The sequence below is a fragment of the Streptomyces sp. NPDC033131 genome, assembly GCF_055578365.1.
In genome coordinates, this window is record NZ_JBVIPA010000002.1 from 225,697 (window position 1) to 245,110 (window position 19,414).

Genomic DNA, 19,414 nt, shown 5'->3' on the forward strand with positions numbered 1-19,414 from the left:
CGACGCGAATCCGCCTGTTGCCCGACGCACCGGATGTTACGCGGGGGAAACCTTGACGGCCGCTGGGGTGGATGTCACGATTCCGGCGCCGCCAAGTTTACGTAAACATCGCCCCCGGGTCCCCCCGCCCGAGAACCGGCCCCCACTTGTCGCCGTGCGTGTTCACGTAAACATCCGCGCTCCTGAAAGGGCACGTCGATGCGCAAGACCCCCACCCGAGCCCGCTTCACGCCCCGGCTGCGTACCGCCTTCGCCGCGGTCGCGATCGCCGCGATCAGTGGCACGACCCTCGCCGGCAGTCCGGCCTCCGCCGCCGCGCCGAAGACCGACACGACCCAGTTCAAGGGCGTGAACTGGGCCGACCCCCGCGACAACTTCGCCGACGACCCGGTCGTGCTGTCCGGCCTGTCGCTCTCCGACACCTACGCCCAGACCTACACCAAGGCGAGCCGGATCATCTCCGCGTTCCGGGCGAACCTCGGCGCGAACACCGTGCGGCTGCCCATCAACCCGTACACGGTCAACGGCTCCTACTGGAAGTCGTATCGCGGGGTCATCGACGCGGCGTCGGACAAGGGCTTCAAGGTCATCGTCTCCTACTGGGAGGGCACGGGCGACCGGAAGGACGGCTTCATCGACGACGAGGCCACCTACTGGCCCATGTGGAAGACCGTCGTCAAGGCCTACAAGAACGACAGCCGCGTCTACTTCGAGCCGATGAACGAGCCGCACGGCTACACCGACACCGAGTGGGCCGACAAGGCCGCGCAGTGGCTGTCGGCCTACCCGTCGGTCCCGCGCAACCGGATCTTCGTCAGCGGCGCCGGCTACAACGACCACGTCACCTCTGTGTGCGCCGACCCGCGCCTGAAGGGCACCTACCTGTCGCTGCACCACTACGGGTTCTGGAAGGAGTACGCGACCTACGACCAGTGGGTCGCCGACCTCAAGGTGCGCATCGGCGACTGCGCGAACCGGACCGTCGCGGACGAGTTCGGATCCCCGATGACCACCGGCCTGAACTACAACGTGCCGACCCCGGACAACAACTTCGTCAACTTCCTCCAGGCCGTCACCGACACCTTCCGCGAACTCAAGATGGGCTCCGTCTACTGGCCGGGCCTGCGCACCGACGACACCTATTCGCTGCAGACCCTGACCGGCGACCCCGCGCGCCCCTGGCTGGCCACCACCAACCAGTCCGGCGCCGACCGGCTCGCCTGGGCCTGGGGCCGCGGTACGGCCGTCAAGCAGCCCTGACCGGGCGGCCCTGCCGTTGACGACCCCCGCGGCACTGACGCGGGGGCCGTCTGCCGCTGACCGAGGAGTGCGGCACGATCCCGCCGTGCGGATGACCGTCCGCGAACCCGACCGGCCCACGCTCGCCCGCCCGTTGCTGCCGCGACGGGGTCCGCCGGGCGTCGGCGAGGCGGTGCGCCGCATGGTCGCGCCGCAGGCGCAACAGGCCGCTGTACCGTACGTGGCGCTCAGGAACCGGCTCACCGACTTCACGCTTACGCCGGCAAGTCGCTTTCGACGCCTTCGTCTTGAGCACGTAGCGGCCAACGAATCAGCCACTGACGGCCGTTGAGGCTGGGCCGGTGGCCGACCGCGAGGTCTGTTCGCCTCCGAAAAGGCCGTGACGCGCCGGAGGGTGGACCGATCCGGGGGAGTGCCGTTCGCGTTGCGGAATGCGTCGGGCGGGTGAAGAGTGGGGTATATCGGCTCTGCATTGTCTGAGCTCCAGATCTTCTCTGCTGGCCGCCCTCAAGGGGCCGAGTCCGCGACAGACGAAGCAGCACACGCACAGCGCCTCTGGAACCATCATGGCCAGAACCGCCCGGCGATACGCATTCCGCACGGTCAACGCATCTCTCTTGGCTGCGGCGCTCGCGTTGCCGGCAGCCCCTGTCAGTGCTGTGGCAGCGTCCCGGACGCACGGCGAGAGCATGGCTGAAGCACCCGCGCAGACGACACCTCCTCCGCCTCCGCCGACCGCCCCACCTCCTTCGCCCACACCCACACCCACGCCTCCGCCGACGGACCCACCCCCGTCGCCCACGCCGACCGGCCCACCTCCTTCGCCGACGGCTACAACGCCTCCCCCCTCCACACCGAGTGAGGCGTCGGATCCCGACGGCACGGGCGAATCGACGACCGAACTCCCCGTGGAACAACAGACGGACATCGAAGACCTGACGACAAGCCTGAACGAGAAGAAGGAAGACCTTCCCGAGGAACTCGCGCCGACCGTGGCGCAATTGACCACCACCCTCCAGGCGGTCACGGACCCGGAGACCTCACCGCAAGACAGGCAAGGAGTCATCGAGAGCGCGGAGGAGCTGACCTCCACGCTGACCACCATCGAAGACCCCGGGACACCCGGCGAGCTGCGGGGGCGGTTGATCGAGCTGGTGACGCAGGTGACCTCCACGCTGGAGGTGGGGCATGACCCGGATGTGCCGCCCGAGGAACGGTCCATGGTCGTTTTGGTGTCGAAACGGACGACATCCCTCATGAACATGATCCGTGCCCCCGGGACGTCACAGGAACTGCGAGCCCAGCTGATCGGCATCGTGGGACAGGCGAACTATTCCACGGGAAGGATCCAGGCCGAGAACGGCCGGGTCGCGAACTGGATACGTCCGGCCGCCGTGCCGGTGAGCTCCTCGGCGGACTGGATCCAGTACACGAAGACACCCCCGGAGCAGCAGGAAAAGCTCACGAAAAGCACGCATGAGGTCAGTGCGACCATGAAGAAGATCAGCGACCCCAGGACGTCGCAGGAGGACCGAGCCGAAGCCGGCAGGGATCTGGAGGAACAGACCGCTCGAATGAAGGAGCAGCAGGAGGAGGCCGCCTCGGCTCAGGACCGGCCGGATTCCCCCCTCGGCAAGGCGGCCGCACTCTGCACCAATGCCGTATTCGAGTCCGTCGAAGAGAACGATCTCAGCCAGAGCCTGAACGATCTGCTTCCCGAGAGGTGGGACACCGAAGGGGTCAAGGACTTCTGGAAGGCCGAGGAAAAGAACGACGACCTGCTCGACGTCGTGGCCCAGCTGCGGAACGACGAGCACAGTCAGGCCCCGTTCGAGGTCGCCCCGCTCATCACCGAACTCGCCGACCTGGTGCCGAGAAGCGAACTGTTCGTGACCCTCGGCAAGTCGGCTCTCTACTGCCAGAAGACGGCTTCGTACCTTGACGAAGAAGGGATCACGGCCGGGACCTGGCTCGACGCGGCGTAGCACACCGCAGTCAGACGCCGACAGGTCTCGGCAACTCCTCAGATGCCGGAGCGTCTCAGCAACTCCGCGACCGGCACCTCCGCGTTGGCCTCGACCTTCGCGGCTCCATATCTGTCCATCTCCCTTTTCACCTCCGCATAGTTGGCCAACCCCGTTTCGGGGAAAGAACCGACCGAGGAGATGGAGGAAATGATGGTCCGACGCCCCGGAGACCAGATGGCTGTCACATAGCGCGGCCTGCGTGTCACATTGACGAGATTGTTGTTGTGCCACAGCCTTCCGCTGTAGACGAGATGTTCCCCGCACAAATCCGGGGGGCAGTAGTATTCCCTGTCCTTTTTGTTCCACGTGTAGTGCGGAGTTGCGAACTCCTCCACGTCGAGCCTTCCGCGGTCCTTCCGCATGTATGAAATCTGCAGGTCGACGCTCACGGTGTCGTACTTGGTGTTCTCGGGGAGCTGGAACACCCGTTTCAATGTGTATTCCTGCCCGACTTCGAGCCAGTTGCCCGGGCCGTAGAAATGCCCGCTGCTTATTGCGTGGTACCTGATATGGTCGACGTGGAGTTCCGCCTCACCCTCGCGCTCACCCCGTCTGCCCGAACTCTCCCTCCATTCCGTCACCAGGTCCCCACCATCGGAGTACTCGGCGCCTCTTCCCCGTACCGTGTAGGTATCGTTCATGATGTACACCGGAATCCCGCCGGTGTTCTTCATGTAAAGCGTCAGCGGGACATGGACGAACGGGAGGTTGCGGTCCGCCCGCGACTTCCCGAATTCCGCCTTCAGGGCGAAGTGCATCGGGGCTGCGGCAGGCTGGTACATGGTCGAATACGCCAGGCTGGTACCGGTCAGGAGCGCTGTGGCAACCACCCCCGCAGCAAAACTCTTGGGCTGCGGAACCCCCTTCCATGACTTCTCCCGAACGAGAAGGGAGACGGCCCACAGTGACCAGCACCAGAGAGGCAGGAACACGAACAGGTAGTAGGTGTACTCCCTTTCTTCGAGCCACATGAACAGCAGGAGACTGTCGGTGGCCAGCGCGATGAGCACGCCCAGCAGGACGATCGCCCCGGAGGCCCGGAACTGCTGTCTCCCCCAGTAGTCGAGTACCGCGATCGCTGTCGCACCCTGCACCGCGCCCGACAGAACGAACAGAGCCCCGCTGATCCGTTGCGCGAAGGTCGAAGCACCAGACGCGTCCGGCCATCCGACGACCGTGTTGAGGGCCATGGACGCAAGCAGTCCGGCCATCATCAGCACGATGATCGCGCGCCTTCGCCAAGCACGGTCGGGCCACGTCCTGCTGTCACCGCCGCGCCAGCATATGGACGTCGGATCCTCCAGATCCATGTCCTGCGGACAGCCGAGCCGCCCGAGAAGTCTCCGCAGCTCACCCGGCGACCAGGCGCTGCCCACCGTTTCGCCGCCCATGGTGATCCGACGCAGTCCACGGCTGTTCGGTGCGTCGACGACGACCCATGGAGGGATGCTCATGCGTCCAGGCTCAAACCCGAGCGTGCGGTGTGCACACGGAGCTACTCCGCCAGAGTGCTGCCGGAGTCTGCGTCGGTAGTCCTGTTCACGGCGGCATGAATCACAAATCCAGATTACTGTTGACTTTTGGATGAGTGAGCCAGAAAATTTCGGAGGTGAGCCCCACCGAAGGCACGACCCTCAGTACCGCGCTCCCCGTCGACCTGGACGAAGCGGCCCACCGCTGTCTGGTCGCCGGATTCGACGGCACCACCGCCGTCCCCGACACCCTGAAACGGCTGGTCGACCGCGGCCTCGGCGGCGTCATCCTGTTCACCCGCAACGTGCGTGACGCGGAGCAGGTGCGGCGGCTCACCGACACCCTGCGCGCCCTGCGCCCCGACCTCCTCGTGGGCATCGACAACGAGGGCGGCGGCATCGGCCACCTGGTCGGCGCGGGCGCCCCCGAGGTCCCCGGCTCCTTCGCCCTCGGTGTCGCCGACGACCTCGATCTGACCGCCCGGTGCGCCGACGCGCTCGCCGGGCATCTGTCGACCCTGGGCATCACCGCGTCCTACGCGCCCGTCGCCGACGTCCAGCACCTCCCGGACAACCCGATCGTGCGCACCCGCGCCTTCGGCACCGACCCGGAGCTGGTGTCCCGCCACACGGCGGCCTGGATCGCCGCCACCGAGGCGCGCGGCATCGCCTCCTGCGCGAAGCACTTCCCCGGACACGGCGGCACCGTGACCGACAGCCACCACGACCTGGCCGTGGACCCGCGGCCGTACGAGGAACTCGACCTCGCGCCCTTCCGGGCCGCCATCGCCGCCGGGGTGCCGATGCTGATGAGCGCGCACGTCGTCTTCCCGGAGCTGGACGCCGACCGCCCCGCCACCCTCAGCCGGCGCATCCTGGGCGATCTGCTGCGGCACGAACTCGTCTTCGACGGCGTCCTGGTCAGCGACGCGCTGGAGATGAAGGCGATAGCCGACCGCTACGGCGAGGCGGCCGGGGCGCGGATCGCGCTCGCGGCGGGGGCGGACCAGGTCATCGTCGCCGTACCGGACCTGGAGGTCACGCTGGGCTGCCGGGACGCCGTGCTCGCAGCGCTGGGCGACGCGACCCTGGCGGAGGAGCGGATCGGGGAGGCCGCGGGGCGGGTGCGCCGGCTCGCCGAGCGGTACGCCGCCCCCGCGACCGGGACCGCCGCGTGGGACACGGGAGCGGGACTGGAGGCGGCGCGCCGGGCCGTACGGAGCCGGAGCGGGCCGGCGCCCGTGCGCGGCGCCCATGTCGTCGACCTGTTCCCGCCGCCGCATCCGGCGCTCAACTGGGGCGGCGAGGACCTGCTGACCGAGCTGCGTGCCGTCGATCCGACCGCCACGGGCACGTGCGTCACCGGGGAGCCCGCGGACCCGGCCGCCCTCGCCGACGGGATCCTGCGTCTGGCCCGGGACCTGCCCCTGGCCGTCGCCACCTGCGACGCCGGGCTGCACCCCTGGCAGGCGGCCCTGCGGGACGCCCTGCTGGCCCGGCGGCCGGACGCGGTGCGCGTGGCCACCGGACTGCCGGAGGACGGCGCCCTGTGCTCGTACGGGCGTGGGAAGGTGAACCTGCGGGCGGTCGCCGAGGCGCTGTCCGGAGTGTGACGGGAGCGACGCCTCGCCTCACGGCAGCCGTACGACCTTCTTGATGCCGCGCGCCGCCAGGTATCCCTCGTCGTCCGCCCGCGAGGCCAGGACGACCGCCGGGCGCGCGCCCTCGGCGCGCAGCCGCATCCACGCCTCGAAGTACGTGCCTCCCGGACCGGACACGGAACGGGTGGCCGGTGTGCAGTCCAGGACCAGGGCCGTCTCACGCGGCCGGGGTGACGGCGGCTGCGCACGCAGGTCGGCGACCGTGGCGGCGAGGGCGTCCGCGATCGGCTTGGGGCGCCCGGCCGAGTCGAACAGGCCCAGGGTGTACTCGAGCTCCGGATAGTCGGCCAGTGAGCGGTCCACGTCGTGGGAGCACCACCACGTCACGCCCCACAGGGTCGCGCACTCGGCCGCGTTCCGTACGGTCGCCCGCGCGAACTCCGGGGCGTCGGCGGCCGGGATGTGCGGCTCGGGCGCGCCGGTCTCCTGGACCCAGACGGGCCGGGCCGGGTCCTCGGCGTAGGCCGTGGCGAGTTCGGTGCCGTACTCGGCGAGGTGGTGGACCTGGGGGGAGCGGGCGCCGTAGCGGCGGGCGCAGTCGCCGGAGAACACCCAGGGGTGGACGGTGGTGAGGTCGCCCTTGTGGGCCGAGGCCTCGGGGGTGAAGGGGTGGCCGTCGCCGTACCAGGCGGCGTCGTACGCGGAGTGGGTGACGAGGTGGCCGGGGCGCACGCTCTCGCGGGCGGCGGCCAGCAGGGTGTCGAGGTAGTGGTCGACCTCCGCCACCGTCACCGGGTTGTGCTCGACCAGGTTGTTGAGCTCGTTGCCCAGCTGGAGGCCGATCAGGTTGGGGCGGTCGGCCAGGGCGCTGCCCAGGGTGCGCAGGAGTGCGGCCTGTGCCTCGATGGTCTCCGGGTCCGTGAACACGTTGCGGTGGTGCCAGCCGCGGGTCCACTCCGGGTAGAAGTCGAAGCTGGACAGGTGGCCCTGGACGCCGTCCACGAGGACGTCGAGGCCCGCCTCGGCCGCCAGGTCGACGAGGAGCGCCAGCTGGTCGACGGCGGCGCCGCGGATGAGCGTGCGGTTGGGCTGCAGGAGCGGCCAGAGGTGGAAGACGCGAACGTGGTCGAGGCCGAGCCCGGCTATCTGGTCCAGGTCCTCGCGGGTGTGCACGGCGTCGAAGTCGTGCCACGAGTGGAACCAGCCGCGGCGGGGCGTGTAGTTGACGCCGAAGCGGAGTGTACGGATGGGATCCTCCTCGGGTCCGGGGCTTGTCCTGCGCGAATGTATCAACCACCATAGTCAGTGATGGGCAATGATTTGAACCAGAAGTGGGACGGCGAACTCGTCGTCGGCCTCGACGCGGGCGGCACGCGTACCCGTGTCGTGCTCGCCGCTGCGGCCGACGGCCGCCCGCTGGGCGAGGGCGCCGCCGGTCCGGGCAACGCCCTGACCGTCCCGGTGCCGCGGCTCACCGAGCACCTGGCCGAGGCCGTCGCCCGGGCGGTGCCGGAGGAGACGCGCGGCCGGGTCGTCTCCGTCGCCGGCGGCTTCGCCGGCGCCACCGCGGCTTCGCCGGACGACCCCGGCCACGTCAACGCCCGGACCGCCCTCACCGCGGCCCTGCGACGGCTCGGCATCCCCGCCGCATCGGTCACCATCTGCAGCGACATCGAGGCCGCCTTCGCCGCCGCCCCCGGCACCCCGGCCGACGGTCTCGCCCTGGTGGCCGGCACGGGCGCGGTCGCGATGCGCATCACCGGCCGCCGGTGCGCGGTCACCGTGGACGGTGACGGCTGGCTGCTCGGCGACGACGGCAGCGGCTTCTGGATCGGGCGCACCGCGGTACGGGCCGCGCTGCGCATGGCGGACGGGCGGGGGCCCGCGACGGCCCTGGCCGGGTTGGTGGGGCGGAGGCTGGGACTGCCGGACAGCGTCCTGCCGTACGGCAGCGCGGCGGGCCGCGTTCTGCCTCATGCTGCCGGGCCGGGCGACGTCCTGCCTCAGGGCGGCGGGCCGGGCGGTGTCCTGCCTCACGGTGGTGGGCCGGGCGGTGTCCCGCCCCACGACGGCGGGCCGGGCGGCCCGCTGCCCTTCGGTGGCGAGCCCGGCTGGAGTCGCCCGCAGCGTGAGGCCTACCGCATGCATCTGCTTCCGGCCGTCATGGCCGAAGCCCCGATCCGGCTCGCCCGGCTGGCCCCGCTGGTGGCCGAGGCGGCGCGGGACAAGGACGCGGTCGCCGAGGCGATCCTCGGCGAGGCGGCCGACCAACTGACCGTGACGGTAAGCGCGTTGCATCCGCAGCCGGGCGAACCCCTCGTCGCCACCGGGGGCCTGCTCGGCCCCGACGGCCCGCTGACCCCCCTCCTCGCGGGCCGCCTCGCGCCCCTCGGCCTGACGCTCGACTGGGTGGCCGACGGCTGCCGGGGCGCCGTGGCCCTCGCCCGGCTCGCACACGGCGCCGCCGGATGAACGACATGGTCTACCGCGATCCCACCGCCCCCGTCGACGCCCGCGTCCGCGACCTGATCTCCCGGATGACCCTGCGCGAGAAGGCCGGCCAGCTCAACCAGCGGATGTACGGCTGGGACGCCTACCGCCGCACCCCCGGCGGCGGCTTCGAACTGACCGACGCCCTGTACGCCGAGACCGAGCGCTTCGCGGGACTCGGCGCCCTGTACGGGCTCCAGCGCGCCGACGCCTGGTCCGGCGTCGATCACACCGACGGGCCCGGTGCCGGGGACGGCGCCGCCCTCGCCGATCTCGTGCAGCGGCACGTCGTCGAGCGCAGCCGGCTCGGCATCCCCGCACTGTTCGTCGAGGAGATGCCGCACGGCCACATGGCGCTCGACGGCACGGTCCTGCCCGTGAACCTCGCCGTCGGCGCCACCTGGGACCCGGGCCTGTACGAGTACGCCGCCGCCCACGCCGCCGCCGAACTGCGGGCCCGCGGCGGCCATGTCGCCCTCGTGTCCGCGCTGGACATCGCCCGCGACCCGCGCTGGGGCCGTACGGAGGAGTGCTTCACCGAGGATCCGTACCTGGCGGCGCGGCTCACCGAGGCGCTGGTGCGGGGCATGCAGGGGGAGCACGCGGCGGGATTCGCGGCCGACAAGGCCCCCGTCGTCCTCAAGCACTTCGCCGGACAGGGCGCCACCGTAGGCGGCCGCAACTCCGCCGAGTCCGAGCTCGGGCCCCGCGAGCTTCACGAGATCCACCTCCCCGCCGCCCGGGCCGGCATCCGAGCCGGGGCCGCCGCCGTCATGGCCGCGTACAACGAGGTCGACGGGATGCCCTGCTCCGGCAACAGGGCCCTGCTCACCGGGCTGTTGCGCGAGGACTGGGGCTTCGACGGGCTGGTCATGGCGGACGGACTGGCCGTGGACCGGCTGGCACGCATCACCGGCGACAAGACGTCCGCGGGCGCGCTCGCCCTCAACTCCGGTGTCGACCTGAGCCTGTGGGACGACGGGTTCACGCACCTGGAGGAGGCGGTCGAGCGAGGGCTGGTGAGTGAGGACGTCCTGGACTGCGCCGTCGCGCGCGTCCTTCGGCTCAAGTTCCGTCTGGGGCTCTTCGAACCGGACGGCACGGCCACCGGCTTCCCGGCCCGCGGCAGGGAGATGAGCACGACGCTCGCCGCGGCCGCGGTCACCCTCCTCCACAACGACGCCGGTGTCCTGCCCGTCGCGGCGGACGTCTCCCGTATGGCCGTCCTCGGACCCCACTCCGCCACGGTCGCCCACCAACTGGGCGACTACACCGCCCCGCAACGTCCCGGCACGGGCACCGCCGTCCTCGACGGACTGCGGCAACTCGCCCCGCCCGGCGTCGACATCCGCCACGCCCACGGCTGCGCCCTCACCGGCGACGACCTCTCCGGCATCCCCGAGGCGGTCGCCGCGGCCGCCGCCTCCGACCTGGCCGTGCTGGTGCTGGGCGGCAGCAGCGCGCGTACCCGGGGCACCGACTTCGCGGCCAACGGGGCGGCCCGGGGAGCCGTCTCCGAGATGACCTGCGGCGAGGGCGTCGACCTCGCCGGACTGCGGCTCGGGAAAGCCCAGCACGCCCTGCTCGACGCCGTCACCGCGACCGGCACGCCCACGGTCGTCGCCTTGATCCAGGGCCGCCCGCACGCCGTCCCCGAGGCGGCCGAGCGGGCGGCGGCGCTGCTCACCGCCTGGTACCCGGGCCCGTGGGGCGGCGAGGCGATCGCCGAGATCCTCCTCGGGCTCCGGGAACCGACCGGCCGCCTCCCCGTCTCCGTCCCGCGCTCGGCGGCCCAGCTCCCCGTGTACTACAACCACAAGGACAACGAGTACGGCGCCTATGTGGACGACAGCGCCGCACCGCTCTACTCCTTCGGGCACGGGCTGGCGTACACGAGCTTCGCGTACGGACCGCCGCGGCTGTCCGGGCACGCCGTCGAGGTCGACGTCACCAACACGGGGGAGCGGCAGGGGCGTACGGTCGTCCAGCTCTACATCCGGCGGCTGGTCACCCCCGTGTGGCCGCGCACGCTCGAACTGCGCGCGTTCCGGGCTGTCGACCTACAGGCGGGCGAGTCCCGCACCGTCGCCTTCTCGCTCGGTGACGACCAACTCGCGCAGATCGGCGCCGGCTTGGAGACGGCCGTACTGCCGGGGACGCTGGAGATCCGGATCGCGCAGTCGGCGGGGGACGCGCTGACCGCCGTACCGGCGACCCTGCGCGTCCCCCTCGTCTGAGACGTCAGAGCTTCACGGCCCCCGACGACACGCCCTTGTAGAACCACCGCTGCGTGATGATGAACAGCACCAGCACCGGAATCACCGAGATCACCGAACCGGCCATCACCAGCCGCTGGTCGTAGCCGAACGACGACGACTGGAGGCGGGACAGCCCCAGCGTCAGCGTGAAGTTGTCCTCCGTGCGCAGCACGATCAGCGGCCACAGGAAGTCGTCCCAGGCGCTGATGAACGTGTTGATGGTGACGACCAAAATCGCGCCGTACGCGGACGGCAGGTACAGGTACCGGAACCGCTTCCACTCGCCCGCCCCGTCGAGCATCGCCGCGTCCTCGATCTCGCGCGGCACGGCGAGGAACGCGGCCCGCATGATCAGGACGTTGATCGCGGCGACGAAGCCGGGCAGCCAGACGCCGACCAGGTTGTCGACCAGGCCCAGGTCGCGGATGCTGAGGAACAGCGACACCATGATCGACTCGAAGGGGAACATCATGGACGCCATCAGCACGACCCAGACCAGCTTGCGGCCCTTCCAGCCGGGCTTGGAGAGCATGTAGCCGGCCATGGTGGAGAAGACGAGCTGGCTGGCGATGGAGATGACGGCGACGAAGAAGCTGTTCCTGACGTACGTCCACACCGGGACCTGATCGAAGACCTGCCGGTAGGCGCGCAGGCTCGGGTGGTGCGGGAACAGTGAGGCGCCGGAGCCGAAGACGTCCTCGGTGGGGCCCTTGAGCGACGACAGGAGCTGCCACAGCAGCGGGCCGACGGTGATGAACAGGACGAAGACCAACAGCAGGTAGCGGACGACGAGTTCGCGGGGGCGGCCGTAGTCGCGCCGGCGCGGCACGAGGCGCCGGGGTTTGTCCACGGCCGTGGTCATGACTCGTCCTCCTTGGTCAGCCGCTGGGCGAGCAGCGTGAGGCCCAGGGTCAGGGCGAACAGGGCGACGCTGACCGCGGCGCCGTAGCCGGCGTTGCCGGTGAGCGGGTCGAGGCCGACGTCCCGGATGTAGAAGGGGAGCGTGCGGTCGGCGCCGCCGGGGCCGCCGGTGGAGCCGCCGAGCATGTAGATCTCGGTGAAGACCCGCAGGGAGCCGATGCCGGTGAGGGTGCCGACCAGCATCATCGACTGGCGGACGCCCGGCACCGTGATGTGCCAGAAGCGGCGGATCGCGCCCGCGCCGTCCACGGCGGCCGCCTCGTGGAGCTCCTTCGGGACGTTCCCCAGCGCGGCCAGGTAGAAGATCATGTACCAGCCGAGGCCCTTCCAGATCGTCAGGCCCATCGCCGACAGCAGGATCAGCCACGAGTCGGACAGGAAGGGGATGGCCTCCCGGATGATGTGGGCCTTCACCAGCCAGGTGTTGACCAGCCCCTGGTCGCTCAGCAGCCACTGCCAGCTCAGGCCGACGACCACGCTGGAGGCGAGGACGGGCGTGTAGAAGGCGGAGCGGAAGAAGCCGATGCCCGGGAGGTTCTTCTCCACGAGGATCGCCAGCAGCAGCGGCAGCAGGATCATCAGGGGGACGACGATCACCGCGTACAGGACGCTGTTGCGGGTCGCCAGCCAGAAGTCCGAGTCGCCGAACATCCGGGTGTAGTTGTCCAGTCCCACGAGGTTGTAGGTGCCGCCGAGCGGCTTGGCGTCGGTGAAGGACACCAGGAGCGTGTTGAGGAAGGGGAAGACCCCGAAGACCGTCGTGCCGACGACCGCCGGGGCCATCCACAGCCAGGGCAGCCACCACCGGCGGTAGAGGGCCGCGCCCCCCGCGTCCGCGGTCGGGCCAGGAACCACGGAGCGGAGGGCGCGGCGCACGCGCCCCGGCGGGCGGTGCGAGGAAGTGCCGGGGCTCGGGGCGCCCGCCCCCGGGGAGGCGGGAACGGGCGCCTGGTCGAGGGTGTGCTGAGCCATCGTCAGCTGCCCTGCTCGATCAGCTCGTTGCCCTTGGACTGCGCCTCCTTGAGGGCGTCCTCGGCGCTCTTCTTGCCCTGCATGGCGAGCTGGATCTGGGCCGAGAAGGCGTTCAGCTCGCCCGGGGTGAAGGCGACTTCGTCGGCCGTCGCGGTCTTGCGGTCACTGGCGACGATCTTGCGGGCCTCGGCGAAGGGGTCGCCGCCCTCGACCGACTGGAAGAACGGGTCGTCGAGCGAGGCGGTGGTGGACGGGAAGATGACCACGTTCGGGTCCTTCGCCCACCCCAGCTGGTTCTGCGCGTTGGTCAGGAACTGCGCGAAGGCGAGCGCGGTCGGCGCGTTCTTGCTGGTGGCGGCGGTGCCTATGTACTGCGGGGCGCCGACGGTGTGGCCCAGGTCGTCCAGCATGAAGCGGGCGACGCCGGTCTTCTCGTAGACGCTCGGGTTGTTCTGCTGGATGAAGCGCAGGAAGTTGGGGTTCGTGGGGCCGTAGACCAGCTTGCCCTGGCCGAAGACGTTGGCCGGGTCCTGGGTGGAGGAGAGGGAGTCCCTGGGCATCCCGCCGGCCTTGTAGAGCTTCGTCATGGCCTCGACCCACTGCACGGTCTTCGGGTCGTCGGCGAAGGTGAACTTCTTGCCGTCGGCGGAGAAGATCTTGATGCCCATCTGCTGCCAGTCGGCGGGGATGCGCAGCTGCGGATTGGCGAGGAAGGCGTAGTACTTGCCGTCCGAGGCCTCGGCCACCTTCTGGGCGTCGGCGAACAGGCCGAGGACGGTCGTCGGAGGTTTGGCCGGGTCCAGGCCGGCCTCCTTCATCAGGTCCGTGTTGAAGGTCTGCACGATGCCGCCGGAGTACCAGGGCAGCACGCTGTGCACCTTGGTGCCGGAGGCGCCCGCGTACATGCTCGACTTCCACAGCGCGGGGACGAACGGCTTGCCCGCGTCGGGGGCCTTCTTGTCCAGGTCGAGCAGGTAGCCGTTCTTGGTGAGCGCGATCGCCGTGTTGACGTTGATGTTCACCACGTCGGGCAGCGTGCAGCCCTGCGCGTCCGCGACCAGGCGCTGGGTGAAGGTGGCGTCGCCCGGGTCGTCGATCCACTTGACCTTGGTGCCGGGGTGCGCCTTCTCGAAGGCGGCGATGACCCCGTTGAAGTAGCCCCCGAAGTCCTTCTTCAGGTTGGTGGTCTGGAAGGTGATGTCGCCCTTGACGTCGCCGGTGAGCTTTCCCGACCCCACGTTGCCCTTGTCGACCTTGCAGCCGCCGGCGGTGGCGTCGCCGCTGTCGGAACCGCCGGACAGGCCGCAGCCGGCGGCGGCCAGGGAGAGGGCGGCGATACAGGTGAAGGTGCGGGTCAGTCGTCTTGCGCGCATGGCGTGTGTCCTCCAGCAGACCGGTCAGCCAGGGATGCGGGCTGGTTCAATCAACCAACTTCGACTCCGATTGATGAAAATGTGGACCAGAATTCATCGGAGGTCAATGGGTTGCCGTGTTGCGTTTAGGTTTTGGGGAGCTCAGTGCCGGTGCTCGTGGTCCGGGTGCGAGGGATCGCCCGGATGCTCGTACCCGTGCGTGTACACCACGCCCGCCCGCGCCCGGTCCAGCCAGTCGAAGAAGGCCCGTCGGCCCGCCGCCCGCCGCAACTCCCCTACGACGCCCTCGCGGACGTCCTCGTACGGCAGGAAGTCCTCGGCGACCGCTCCGCCGAAGGGGTCGGTCCCGCGCCGGAGCGCCTCCGGGGTGAGGAAGCGGTCCCGGTTGCGCTCGTAGTAGTCCCGTGCGGCCGCCTCGGGCACGTCCTGCTCGCGCTCCAGGTGGTCGAGCAGGACCCGTGCCGCCGGGGAGTGCGCGAGCGCCGTCGCGACGATGCTGCCGAGGTCGGCCACGTCGGTCTCGGCCACGGCGAGCACCCGCGCCGGCGACACCTCCGCCGGCGGCTTCAGCCCCCGGTCCGCGCAGGCCCGGCGGGCCAGCTCGTCCGTGACCACCACCTGGGTCGCCCAGCGCCTGCGCTGCCGTTCGGCCCGGGCCAGGGCCTCGGGCCGGGTCTCGCCCTCGCGCGCCGGGACGGCCGCCAGCAGGGCGTCCACCCGCCCCTTCGCGACCGCCTCGCCGTCCACCACAGCCGCGTGCCCGGTCATGGAGTCACCTCCAGCTCGACCGCCTCCGTGTAGGCGACGCACCCGTGCCAGCCGGCCTTCGCCATCAGCCAGTACGACCCCGGCGGCACCGCCGAGCCGTCCACCTCGACCACGCAGTCCCGCCGCTCCCCGCCGGCCAGGGTGAACCCCTGGACGCCCGGCCCGACCCCCGGCCAGGTTCCCCAGGACGACACGGCCCACAGCTGCCCGCTCACCGGCCCGAGGGTGGTGTTGCGCAGGCTCACCGGCACCCGGGCCCGCTCGCCCCGGCGTACGGTGACCCGCTCGACTCCCAGCTCCGACACCAGACTCGGACCGCCCCGCCCACCCGGCACGTCGAGCGCCACGACGTCCTCGTACGTCTGCCCGCCGTACGAGAGCCGGGCCGCGAGCCAGTGCCTCCCGGGCTCGGCACCGGCCGGCGGCGTCACGGTGACCTCGGCGAGGGTGAACCCGCCGGGGCCCAGCGTGTACGGCAGTTCGGCGGGCTCGGCGGACCAGCCGGCCGGCACCTCGAAGGCCACCGTGCCCGCGACGGGCGCGTCGGTCAGCTCCGAACCGACCCGGACGGTCGCGGTGACGGGACCGGAGGCGGTGAGCGCGCCGGGCGAGAGGTAGACCGCCACGGGCAGGTTGCCGCGCGGGGCCGGGCCCGAGTTGTGCAGCCAGTAGCGGGTGTGGACCGGCTGGGCGGGCTCGTGGGCGGCGACGCCCGGGCCGGGCTCCGACCGCACGCCCGGTGTCGGCGTGGCCAGGACGGTCGCCACCTCGAAGCCGGTCAGACCGACGTCCAGGCCCCCTTCCCGGTCCGGCGCCAGCCGTTCCCCCGGCCGTTCCAGCACGTCCGCACGGATGCCCTGCGCCCACTTGGTGGGCCCGTGCACGCGCGCCCGCACCGGCCGCCCGTTCACCTCGTGCGTCCGTACGACGATCCCGCGCCCCGGGTCGGCGGGCGCCACACTGCCCCGGGCGAGCGGGGAGCCGAGGGGCTTGAGGGCGTCGAGCAGCACCTCGCCGGCGGGCTCCAGGGTGAACAGGCAGGCACTCCCGGGCAGTTGCCCGGTTCCCTCCCCGGCCCGCCGCCGGGCGGTGAGCGGATGGTTGAACTCGTGTCCTCGCGCGGGCAGTCGCTGCTCCCGCCAGTCGCCCTCGCCCGCCACGACGGCGTACTCGAAGGTGTGCGACCAGCGCTGGAGCTGGAAGGCGGACCCGTCGGGAGCCGTGCGGCGCGGCGGGTCGACCCAGATCCCGGAGGGCCAGCCCGTGCAGGAGCGCATCAGGGACATGTAGAGATCGCCGGAGGCGGTGACCACGCAGCCGGGCGTGCCCCGGTTGAGGACGGCGAAGCCGCGCCCGTCCCAGGCGTCGCCCGGCGGCAGCGCCTCGCCGCCGCCCGCCGCGGTCGCCGTGACGGTGAAGTCGTCCAGGTCGGCGACCAGCGCGTCGACCGCCTGGGCGTCGTCCTCGGGCCCGGCCCCCGCCACCACGAGCAGCGGCAGCCGCTCCAGGTCGCGCAGGTCGGCCCCGGGTACCCATTCCTCCCGCAGTCCGGCGCGCGGCGCCACCCACACGGCGGCCACGCCCCGCTCGGCCAGCTGCCGTCTCAGTTCGCGTCCGGCGGCCGGGTCCCAGCCGAGTGCCTCGGCGACCACGGAGTTGCGTTCGGGGCCGCCGACGGCGACGCGGATGTCGGGAAGGTTGGAGTCGACCTCCAGGTCGCCGTAGCGGGGACCGCCGGCGATGGTCGAGGTGGCGGTGACCCCGGCGCGGACGAGGGCCGCCGCGAGGGGCGTGCCCAGCGCGCCGGCCGCGTCCCAGTCGGCGTAGACCAGCTCGGCGACCCCGACGGAGCGGTGCCCGAGGAGCGTCCCGGAGTCGTCCCGCACCGCGACCCGGGCGGTGGACCCCAGCCCGAACCAGGTGTGGGCGGGGTTGTCCAGCGTCCACGGGAACCGCTCGCTGTCCACCTCCACGAACCCGAACCCGCGCCCGACGACGGCGTCCGCCACCTCGTGCACCGGCAGCCCGCCCCGCACGTCGGAGGGCCAGCGCACGCGGATCAGCCGGTCGGCGCCGTCGTAGCCGTCGACGGTCGTCGCGACGTCGAGCCGGTCGACGCCCGTCCACAGCGTCAGCCGCTGCGTGTACCGGAACAGGCCGAGGTCGGCGCGGACGGTGATGCGCGACCCGGCGGGGGAGTGCTCGACATCGATGTCGGCCATCACGTCCCGGCTGCGGGCCGCGGTGGTCCCGGTCGGCGTGAGGTGCCACGGCCCCTCGCCGAAACGCGGGTGCCTCGGGTACTCCTCCTGTACGACGAGTTCGTTGCCGATGTCCCCGGGGCGCAGCAGCTCCCGGCCGCCCCCTTCCGCGAGCGCCCGCAGGCCGCTGACGCCGCCGCCGCGCGCGGGGTCCACGGTCACCTCGTAGAACTCGTTGCGGATGCTCACGCCCTCGCCGCGGGTCCACTCGGGCACCGAACCCGCGGCGAGGGGGAGCGCCTTGAGGCCCATGCCCGGCACCTCCGGTACGACGACCCGGAGCCGGCCGTCCTCCTCGCGTACGGCGGGCAGCGGCCGGAAGTCGTCGCCCAGGGGCACCAGGCCCGGATCGTCGACGGTCAGCACGTCCCGCCGCTGCCAGGTCGCGGAGTTGAAGACGACCAGGTCGTCTCCGCTGCCCGGCGTGACCAGGTCTGCCAGCGCCTGGGTCGCGTCGGCGTGCACGGTCTCGGCGAGGTCGTACAGCTCCCGCCAGCCGGTGAGCAGGTCGATGTAGACCTGGTCGGACTCCGAGCCGGTGATGGCGTCGTGATGGGCGCCGTAGACCAGCTGCCGCCAGGCCTTGTCGAGGGCCGCGTCCGGATAGGGGTGCCCGGCGACGAGGGAGGCGAGCGTCGCCCAGGCCTCGGCGTCGGCGAGAAGGGTCTCGCCGTACCGCTGGGCCTGCTTGGTGTCGATGTAGGAGACGTCCTTGCCGGTGTAGACCGGGTTCATGTCCCGGGTCTGCGGCGAGGCCCTGCGCCCTTCCGCCTCCAGTTGCGCGCGCACGGTGGCGAAGAAGTCCCGCGGGATCGCGCTGACGAACCGCGGCCACACGTACCGGGCGTTCCAGTCCCGGTGGATGCCCATCACCCAGCGGCACGGCGGCGCGTAGTCCCCGCCGACCGGGAGCAGCACGTTGCGGGTCAGGGCGACCTTCTTGAGCCCCTTGAACAGCTTGAGGGCGGCCGCCTCCGCCTCGGGCAGCGCCGGCGCGTTGTCGATCGCCCAGCCGGCGGCGTAGTGGTTGACCATGTACGCGGTCAGCAGTCCGCGTCCCGAGGGGGCGATCCACTCGAACTCGGCCGGGAACTGCATCCGTCCGGGATCGCGGGGTTCCTCGCCGAACACGGACAGCGTCGGCCCCCACTGGTGGAACGGTCCGCGCGCCCAGGAACTGGACGTCACCCCCGCGTCCGCCATCAGCCCCGGGAACTGCGGATCGTGCCCGAACGCGTCCAGCTGCCAGGCGGTCTCCGGGGACGCCCCGATGATCGCGCGCTGGAAACCGTCGCCGTACAGGGCGTTGCGCACGGTCGCCTCGGCACCGGTGAGATTGGTGTTCGGCTCGTTGTAGGTGCCGCCCATGACCTCGACGCGGCCGGTGCGGATCAGCTCGCGCAGGAAGGCGCGCTCCTCCGGGAAGGAGTCCCAGTACGGCTTGAGGTAGTCCACCTCCGCGAGGACGAAGGTGTACGCCGGATCGCGCCGCGCCAGATCGCAGTGGGCCCGCACCAGGCTCATCCCGGACTGGCCGCGCGAGTCGAAGGTGCGGGCGGGCAGGCCGGTGAGCGCCGGGTCGTCGGCGACGTCCCAGGTCTCGGTGTAGGCGGCCTGGGTGTTCCACCAGACGGGGTCGTAGTGGAAGTGGCTGACCATGAACATCGTCCAGCCGGGCTCGGCGGCGGTGAACTCGCCGGTGTGCCGGGCGAGTCGGTCGCCGTCGGCGGCCATGACGGTGATCTCGCGACGCTCGCCGACGGCCAGATCGCTGTGCACGGGTATCTCGGCGCGCCCGGTGCCGTCCTCGCCCGTCTCCACGAGGGCTTCGCCGGTGATCTGCGGGCCCTCGACGGTGAGACGGACGGTCCGGCCGGGAAGGTGGCTCAGCTCGACGGCCACCACCTGGCGGGGCTGCTCGGTGGTTCCGGTGAAGAGCTCGGTCGACTCGACAGAGGTCACGCGCATGGGGCTCCTACGAGGATGCTCGGGGGAGCCCCATCGTGGCACC

General features: G+C 71.3%; 11 protein-coding genes and 1 pseudogene. 5 read left to right on the top strand and 7 right to left on the bottom strand.

The window, feature by feature from the left end:
• Window positions 1-198: 198 nt before the first annotated feature.
• Entirely contained in the window at window positions 199-1,260 is a 1,062-nt protein-coding gene (locus ACZ5XS_RS04400) for a glycoside hydrolase family 5 protein (protein ID WP_468647691.1), read from the top strand.
• 908 nt (window positions 1,261-2,168) lie between these two features.
• Complete coding sequence (locus ACZ5XS_RS04405) at window positions 2,169-3,245, top strand: hypothetical protein (protein ID WP_468647692.1); 1,077 nt, start codon at window positions 2,169-2,171, stop codon at window positions 3,243-3,245.
• Between the two features lie 38 nt (window positions 3,246-3,283).
• Here the strand turns inward: ACZ5XS_RS04405 and ACZ5XS_RS04410 are convergent, their stop codons facing one another.
• The gene (locus ACZ5XS_RS04410; protein WP_468647693.1) at window positions 3,284-4,741 is read right to left on the bottom strand and encodes a hypothetical protein; all 1,458 of its coding nucleotides are present in this window, start codon (window positions 4,739-4,741) and stop codon (window positions 3,284-3,286) included.
• 155 nt (window positions 4,742-4,896) lie between these two features.
• On the opposite strand from ACZ5XS_RS04410, the gene ACZ5XS_RS04415 reads away from it, so the two are divergent.
• Entirely contained in the window at window positions 4,897-6,372 is a 1,476-nt protein-coding gene (locus ACZ5XS_RS04415; RefSeq protein WP_468647694.1) for a glycoside hydrolase family 3 N-terminal domain-containing protein, read from the top strand.
• An 18-nt stretch (window positions 6,373-6,390) separates the two neighbouring features.
• Here the strand turns inward: ACZ5XS_RS04415 and ACZ5XS_RS04420 are convergent.
• Window positions 6,391-7,660: pseudogene (locus ACZ5XS_RS04420) on the bottom strand (glycoside hydrolase 5 family protein).
• Window positions 7,661-7,668: 8 nt separating this feature from the next.
• Here ACZ5XS_RS04420 and ACZ5XS_RS04425 point away from each other — a divergent pair.
• The gene (locus tag ACZ5XS_RS04425) at window positions 7,669-8,832 is read left to right on the top strand and encodes an N-acetylglucosamine kinase (protein WP_468647695.1); all 1,164 of its coding nucleotides are present in this window, start codon (window positions 7,669-7,671) and stop codon (window positions 8,830-8,832) included.
• Window positions 8,833-8,837: 5 nt separating this feature from the next.
• The gene (locus ACZ5XS_RS04430) at window positions 8,838-11,087 is read left to right on the top strand and encodes a glycoside hydrolase family 3 N-terminal domain-containing protein (RefSeq protein ID WP_468647950.1); all 2,250 of its coding nucleotides are present in this window, start codon (window positions 8,838-8,840) and stop codon (window positions 11,085-11,087) included.
• A gap of 4 nt (window positions 11,088-11,091) precedes the next feature.
• On the opposite strand, the gene ACZ5XS_RS04435 is transcribed toward ACZ5XS_RS04430, so the two are convergent.
• The 5 genes from ACZ5XS_RS04435 to ACZ5XS_RS04455 all read right to left on the bottom strand — a co-directional run bounded on the left by ACZ5XS_RS04435 (window position 11,092) and on the right by ACZ5XS_RS04455 (window position 19,371).
• Window positions 11,092-11,970 carry a carbohydrate ABC transporter permease gene (locus ACZ5XS_RS04435; RefSeq protein ID WP_468647696.1) on the bottom strand — a complete coding sequence of 293 codons (879 nt, stop codon included), beginning with the start codon at window positions 11,968-11,970 and terminating at the stop codon, window positions 11,092-11,094.
• Window positions 11,967-13,001: a carbohydrate ABC transporter permease gene (locus ACZ5XS_RS04440; protein WP_468647697.1), complete on the bottom strand. Its 1,035-nt coding sequence runs from the start codon at window positions 12,999-13,001 to the stop codon at window positions 11,967-11,969. The genes ACZ5XS_RS04435 and ACZ5XS_RS04440 overlap by 4 nt, the downstream gene beginning before the upstream one ends.
• 2 nt (window positions 13,002-13,003) lie before the next feature.
• Window positions 13,004-14,374 (bottom strand): extracellular solute-binding protein, encoded by a 1,371-nt coding sequence (locus ACZ5XS_RS04445; RefSeq protein WP_468647698.1) that lies wholly within the window; start codon window positions 14,372-14,374, stop codon window positions 13,004-13,006.
• A gap of 141 nt (window positions 14,375-14,515) precedes the next feature.
• On the bottom strand, window positions 14,516-15,142 hold the full coding sequence (locus ACZ5XS_RS04450) for a peptidyl-prolyl cis-trans isomerase (protein ID WP_468647699.1): 627 nt from the start codon (window positions 15,140-15,142) through the stop codon (window positions 14,516-14,518).
• Window positions 15,139-19,371, bottom strand: a complete 4,233-nt coding sequence (locus ACZ5XS_RS04455) for a glycoside hydrolase family 38 N-terminal domain-containing protein (RefSeq protein WP_468647700.1) — start codon at window positions 19,369-19,371, stop codon at window positions 15,139-15,141. Before ACZ5XS_RS04455 ends, ACZ5XS_RS04450 begins: the two co-directional genes overlap by 4 nt.
• Window positions 19,372-19,414 lie beyond the last annotated feature (43 nt).